This window comes from Chitinophagales bacterium, from assembly GCA_040877935.1.
In the GTDB taxonomy this organism is placed as follows: Bacteria; Bacteroidota; Bacteroidia; order Chitinophagales; family CAIOSU01; genus JBBDNB01.
Genome location: JBBDNB010000003.1, coordinates 36,752 through 43,518, shown reverse-complemented (window position 1 = coordinate 43,518; position 6,767 = coordinate 36,752). Strand labels below are relative to the sequence as shown.

Sequence of the window (6,767 nt, the reverse complement as noted above, 5' to 3'; positions counted from 1 at the left end):
GGTAGTTCAGTTGGTTAGAATACATGCCTGTCACGCATGGGGTCGCGGGTTCGAGTCCCGTCCGGACCGCAAAAAGCCTTGGAGATTTTTTCTTCAAGGCTTTTTTGTTTATGGTCTGTCTTCCAGTTAGCTTTACTTGTTCATGAAAATTATATTGTAATTGATTGAGTATTTTTGTTTGTATAATCCAATGGCTAATAGATGGAAAGTAATTCAAAAAAATATAGAGAAGGCTTTGAAAATTTTTAAAGGTAATTGCTGTTATTGTTGGGATTTATTTGATTTACTCCTTTACAACAACTCTGCTGACATCTTTTGATTTATGCCCATATTACTGTTTGAGTTGGTCAAGGTTGTTTATTATTCCCCTTAAGGATTTCTTTCAAATTGTTTTTTTCATTGTTGTAGCTACCGTAGGTGCATTTACTTATTTGAGTGCGAGTGAGACTTTGTTCACTCCAATTAGAACTGAAATATTCAAGTTGCAGGTTTACGAATTTGAAAAAATATTATTTTTTTTAAAAACAAGACTATTGTTGATTCAATTGTAGATTATGATTATTCGAACATGATTATTACTAACTATTATTTAGCCATGGTTGACTACTATGATAAAAAAGGTTTAGATGTAGGTAATCACGAGAAAAAAGTAAATGAGCTATTAACAAAAGCTGCAGGAATTCTAATTTATAATAGTGATAATGATTTATTTATAACCAGAAAATTTGAAGAAAAAATAGTCGATTTGAGTGAATATAGAAAAGTTTACAGAGGGGAGATTACTCAAGACTTCGAAGAAATGGAATGGAAAGATTATAGTGTAAATAAAATAATTTACACAGATAGATTTAGTGAAAAGCTTACAGAGTTAGAAGAATTAATTTTTTCACCAATCATTCCAAATGACTTGATTATGAAGCTTGGTGAATTTGAAAAAGAATTAACCAATAATGTTTTAATAATTCAAAACGAACTAAATAAGATAGTTAAATCTGAGAACTTTGAAAAGTTAGACTTTAATAAGCAATTATCTCATCATAGATACGATATTCTAAATAAATGCTTAGGTCAAAAGGAAGTGTTCGATCGTAAAATAATTAATGTTTTAGAATACATTAAGAGTTACTTGAGATCAGATAGCATTATGAGTAATAGTTGAAAGTTTGTTTGTGTATCGGGAGGTGCGCAAAAAAAACGAAAATAAAGTTTTATTAAAAAGGCAGGTCCGTTAACCGGGCTCACAACTGGAGCCCCACGGTGCCTGCCTAGTGAGAGTCTGGATGAATCAGTTAAATTTGAGAAAGGTCAAACGCATACTCATAACTGATTATCTTTTTTTCATCCTTATTTGCTTTCCATGCTTTTTCTAAATGGCTGATTTCAATAATATCATTTGTAGAAGTGTCTTTAAATGTTTCAGCTACTTTTTCTAAAACTGAAAGTTCTGCATCTGTAAATATTTCTTTGTTGAATTTTCTATCATTTCTGTTAATGAACTGCTCGCCATTACCATTTGGAAAAGCAATGTAACTTATGTCGATTATATTGTTATTTTCTAAATACTCAAATATGCTCTGAAAATTATTGGGTACAGGCCCCATATCTATTGCTCTGTATCTTACTCCACTAATTGAATAGCAACTTTGCTTATGCATTAAAAAGTCTGAATAAAACAATAGTTTATTCAGCTTAGTCTTGAATGGTTTAAGTTTCTCAGAGAAGTAAACTACCATTTCTGAAAACTTTTCAAAATCCGGGTTTCTGTAACCTGAATATATATCTGCTAAATGATCGCCAAGCAAATATTCTTTTAGGTTAAGCTTGAAAATATTTCGTTTTCTGTCCTCCTCTAATAATTGTGCTTTTTTAATGTATTTTTCTTTAGTTTTTTCATCTAATGTGCCACACAATTCTACCATTTCTATAAATGACTTTGGAGTATCTGCCATTTGAATTAACTTGGCGTTAGCTGTACTTGGCATTTCGTCTGCCTCATATTGACGGTAACTGTTTACTCCAAAACCTAATATTTCCGACATCTTAGCTGCTGATAATCCATACTTCTTTCGAATTCTGCTTATTTCATCAGGAAATGGAATATTGAACATGTCTCTATACTGGTTGTATAATTGATTCATGTTCACTTCATCTAATGATGTTGTGGTAAATTGTTCATTGCTGTCTTCGCATTTGTAATAATGAAAAATAACATCAAATGTTTCCTTTCTGAAATTCATTGATCTTTTTTCTTTGATCAACTTCATTTCTTTTCCTGTAATTGGGCTTTTCATAGTGTTTTATTTTAAAGGATAATTCATTTTGTGTTCTGCTATATGGAAAGAGATGCAGATAACTGGGCTGTTAAATGTCCCCATTGTAATTTTAATATAAACCTCCTTTTTCTTTACTTTTTTCCCGAAAATCCACATATCTGCACCGCCATACATTTTCTCTTCAAGTGGGCCTTGACTATAATCTTTGGTTTCTAGTTCTCCCAGAATGTTTTTTCTCTCTATGGGACGGAGTTCTAGTTCTACAAGGGTATTGGTATTTTTGCCTCTATCGTCACGAAAAAGTACATCCCAAATCCCCATTTTAGTCTTGAAGTCATTTAAAAAAATTTCTACTTCTGCTTTGGTACTCATGTAGTGATTTGTTAGTGCAAAAGTATGCTTGTTTTACTTTAAATGCAACTATAAAGTTGCTAAAGTAATTTTTGATTAAGATAAACACAACTTTAAAGTTGTTTGTAAGCCTAACTTTGAAAAGCTGGACATAGTTCATTTATGTTTTTCTAATCTTTATAAAAATCAGTAAATCAGTGTTATAAAAACTCCTCTATAGGTTGCGTAAAAGCTTCTGCCATTATGGAGCTTATGGGGCTTTGTTGTTTTTTGTGTCTCTTAAAGCATTTAAAATCTACCATTCCCACTTAGGTGTTTCTTTGATCCGCTTGGGTACCAATAGGCTAAACAGCGTATTTTCCAAACCTGAAAAAATGTAAGTAGTTGATTTTTAGCGTTGTATTTGTTATTCTAAAATTAATAGGTATAGCCTTTGTGAAAATCCGAAACCGTAGCCCCCTATAGCCGTAAACCCGACAGTGAAATTTATTGATTGAACTTGAGGAGACAGAAATACTATGAGGAAGCTTACAATTACAACAAAATTTACCAATCGCGATTCTATTGCACTTGAAAAATACCTGAGTGAACTTTCCAAAGAAACAGTTATTGAGCGTGATGAAGAAGAAGCGCTTGTTAAGCGAATAAGCGAAGGCGATTTGCTGGCAATGGAAACGCTTATAAAAGCCAATTTAAGATTTGTGGTTTCAGTAGCTAAACAATATGAAGGTTTTGGGTTAAGGTTGGAAGACCTGATAAGCGAAGGCAATATTGGCTTGATGAAAGCAGCAAAAAGATTTGATGGTACCAGGGGGATTAAATTTATCTCTTATGCCGTTTTTTGGATCAGGCAGTCCATTATGAAATCCATCAACGAGAATGCCCGGATTATCCGTTTGCCGCACAACCAGTTGACCCAGATCAACAAGATCAATAAGGCAATTTCCAAATTGGAACAGAATACTGAATATCAGGCAGATCCTGAAGATATAGCTCAGGAAATTGGAGTGAAAAGCTCAGATGTGCGTGACAGCCTTGCTTATGCAGGGAAAACACAATCAGCTGACAGCCCGGTAGGTGATCAGGAGGGAACTACCTTTATGGAGTTGATAAAAAATGAGAATTCTATTGTTCCGGATAGTGAAATGCTTATGAATTCAAAGAATGAGGAAATTCAAATGCTCTTAAGGCATTTGAGTCCAAGAGAAATAAAAATACTTACGCTTTCCTATGGATTAGGAGGAAGAGATGCTATGGACTTGAAAGATATTGCGGAAGAGATTGGTGTGGGAAGAGAAAGGGTAAGACAACTGAAGGTGAAAAGTTTGGCAAAGCTCAGGCGTATTTGTAAGCGCGAAAATGTCAGTGCTTTGTTTGCGGAAATGTAGTGTTTGGTTTTGTGCAGTGGGTTTGGTGATTTTCGCAGCCTTTGTCACTTTCAGTTAAAAAGGAGTCTGGTTTTGATCAGACTCCTTTTTTTATTTCACTTGCTTTGAAATAATTAATGTGATCTAAATTATTTACTTTGGTGTATATTTGTAGATGTAATTCATTTATATTTGTAAAATGAAGAAAAAATACCTCGATTTAATAGAGCAAACCTTTGATTTTCCGCAGGAAGAATTTGAAGTGAAAAATGGTGAATTGTCATTTCACGATATCCCTTTAATGGAATTGATCAAGCAATACGGAACGCCCTTAAAGATTACTTATCTGCCGCAAATCAGCGCCCAGATTCAAAAAGCAAAAAGACTTTTCAATGTGGCCATTGCCAAGGCCGATTACAAGGGCAAATACCATTATGCCTATTGTACCAAAAGCTCTCATTTCTCTTTTGTGCTGGAAGAAGTATTGAAAAATGATACGCACCTGGAAACCAGTTCAGCTTTTGACCTAAATATTATAGAAAGCTTGCTGGAGCAAAAACTCATTACCAAGCAGCATTACATCATTTGCAATGGTTTTAAAATGCCGCAATATCTCAGCAATATTGCGCAGTTTATCAATAATGGCTTTGAGAACCTCATTCCCATTTTAGACAATAAAAGTGAATTGTCAATTCTTGAAAAACAATTGTCAAAACCCTGTCCCATTGGTATTCGCATTGCTTCTGAGGAAGATCCTAAATTTGAATTCTACACCAGTCGATTGGGCATTGGCTACAAGGATATTGTGCCTTATTACAAAGAGCAAATCCAAAACAACAAGAAGTTTAAGCTTAAAATGCTGCACTTTTTCATCAATACAGGAATAGCCGACAATGCCTATTACTGGAATGAGTTGGCCAAATGCGTGCGCGTGTATTGCGAGTTGAAGAAAATTTGCCCTGATCTAACGGCACTGGATATTGGTGGTGGTTTTCCCATTAAGAACTCCCTCACTTTTGCCTATGATTACGAATATATGGCCGAGGAAATCATTGCGCAGATCAAGCAAATGTGTAATGAGCAAAACGTACAGGAGCCAGATATTTTTACCGAATTTGGTTCTTTTACCGTAGGAGAAAGCGGGGCTACGCTTTATTCCATTGTAGATCAGAAAAAACAAAACGACAGGGAGCAGTGGAACATGATCGACAGTTCTTTTATGACTACACTGCCCGATGCTTGGGCCATTGGGAAAAGGTTTGTTCTGCTTCCCGTAAACAACTGGGGGGAAGAATATCAGCGTGTATTTTTGGGCGGCCTGACCTGCGATAGCGATGATTACTACAATTCTGAGCAACATGCCAATGCCATTTATTTGCCCAAATTTGATCCTGAAAGAAAACAGTACATCGGCTTTTTCAATACAGGAGCCTATCAAGAATCGCTGGCCGGGTTTGGGGGCATTCAGCATTGTTTGATTCCCGCACCCAAGCATGTTGTAATTGACTTGGATGAGAATGGAGAGTATCGCACCAAGTTATTTGCCAAAGAACAGAGCTATAAATCCATGTTGAAGATTTTGGGCTATTAATTGAATATTGCCTATTTTAATTTCAAATGAATCCTTAAGAAAACAGAAACAAAGATGTCAAAACCTATTACCGAATTTATAGAAAAACACTATTTGCATTTTAATGCAGCCGCACTGGTGGATGCTGCAAAAGGCTATGAAAAACACCTGAACAATGGCGGGAAAATGTTGGTCTCATTGGCAGGTGCAATGAGTACGGCCGAGCTGGGCAAGTCGCTGGCAGAGATGATTCGTCAGGATAAAATCCAGATTATTTCCTGTACCGGTGCCAATTTGGAAGAGGATGTAATGAACCTGGTGGCGCATTCACACTACAAGCGCGTTCCTGATTATCGGGATTTGACGCCCAAACAAGAGCGAGAATTATTGGACAAAGGTTTGAACCGGGTAACCGATACTTGTATTCCCGAGGAAGAAGCTTTTAGAAGAATTGAGCATAAGATTGTGAAAAAATGGCAAAAGGCTGAGGCGGAAGGAAAACGCTTTTTTCCGCATGAATTTTTGTACCAGCTTTTGTTGGATGGGGATTTGGAAGAGTATTATGAAATTGACCCAAAAAACAGTTGGATGCTGGCTGCTGCCAAAAAGAACTTGCCAATAATTGTCCCTGGCTGGGAAGATTCCACGCTGGGCAATATTTTCGCAGCCCATTGTATGTTGGGCGATGTAAAGCCATCCACTATGAAATCGGGAATAGAATACATGATGTGGTTGGCCGATTGGTACACGGATAATTCTCAAGAGCCCGGAATCGGGTTTTTCCAGATAGGCGGGGGCATTGCAGGTGATTTTCCGATTTGTGTAGTCCCGATGATGTATCAGGATTTGGAAAGAACCGACACACCTTTTTGGAGTTATTTCTGTCAAATATCTGATTCTACCACCAGCTACGGTTCATACTCCGGGGCGGTACCAAATGAAAAAATCACTTGGGGAAAATTGGATGAAAACACACCCAAATACATTGTAGAATCAGATGCCACCATCGTTGCACCTTTGATTTTTGCATACTTGCTTGGTTGGTAAGGAAAATGTCAAATGTGGGATGTGGAATGTCAAATGTGGGATGTGGAATGTCAAATGTGAGATGTGAAATTTCAACTTTTTTTACATTTGACATCATCCATTTTCCATCATCCATTTGACATAATAAATGTTTGGCTGAGACTTGGGTAAGGAATTTGG

Annotated in this window: 6 protein-coding genes; 4 read left to right on the top strand and 2 right to left on the bottom strand. The window is 36.3% G+C overall.

Features of this window, described 5'->3' with window-relative positions:
- The first annotated feature begins 595 nt into the window (after window positions 1-595).
- Window positions 596-1,159 (top strand): hypothetical protein, encoded by a 564-nt coding sequence (locus WD048_01155; protein MEX0810791.1) that lies wholly within the window; start codon window positions 596-598, stop codon window positions 1,157-1,159.
- Between the two features lie 130 nt (window positions 1,160-1,289).
- On the opposite strand, the gene WD048_01150 is transcribed toward WD048_01155, so the two are convergent.
- Both WD048_01150 and WD048_01145 read right to left on the bottom strand, forming a co-directional pair.
- Window positions 1,290-2,291, bottom strand: coding sequence for a type II TA system antitoxin MqsA family protein (locus tag WD048_01150; protein MEX0810790.1), 1,002 nt, complete (start codon window positions 2,289-2,291; stop codon window positions 1,290-1,292).
- Window positions 2,292-2,297: 6 nt separating this feature from the next.
- Window positions 2,298-2,645, bottom strand: coding sequence for a hypothetical protein (locus tag WD048_01145; GenBank protein ID MEX0810789.1), 348 nt, complete (start codon window positions 2,643-2,645; stop codon window positions 2,298-2,300).
- Window positions 2,646-3,142: 497 nt separating this feature from the next.
- Here WD048_01145 and WD048_01140 point away from each other — a divergent pair, with 497 nt between their 5' ends.
- The 3 genes from WD048_01140 (at window position 3,143) to WD048_01130 (ending at window position 6,608) form a co-directional block, all read left to right on the top strand.
- Window positions 3,143-4,012, top strand: a complete 870-nt coding sequence (locus WD048_01140) for an RNA polymerase sigma factor RpoD/SigA (protein MEX0810788.1) — start codon at window positions 3,143-3,145, stop codon at window positions 4,010-4,012.
- 178 nt (window positions 4,013-4,190) lie between these two features.
- Window positions 4,191-5,582 (top strand): arginine decarboxylase, encoded by a 1,392-nt coding sequence (locus WD048_01135; protein ID MEX0810787.1) that lies wholly within the window; start codon window positions 4,191-4,193, stop codon window positions 5,580-5,582.
- Between the two features lie 54 nt (window positions 5,583-5,636).
- Entirely contained in the window at window positions 5,637-6,608 is a 972-nt protein-coding gene (locus WD048_01130) for a deoxyhypusine synthase family protein (protein ID MEX0810786.1), read from the top strand.
- The last annotated feature ends 159 nt before the right edge of the window (window positions 6,609-6,767 follow it).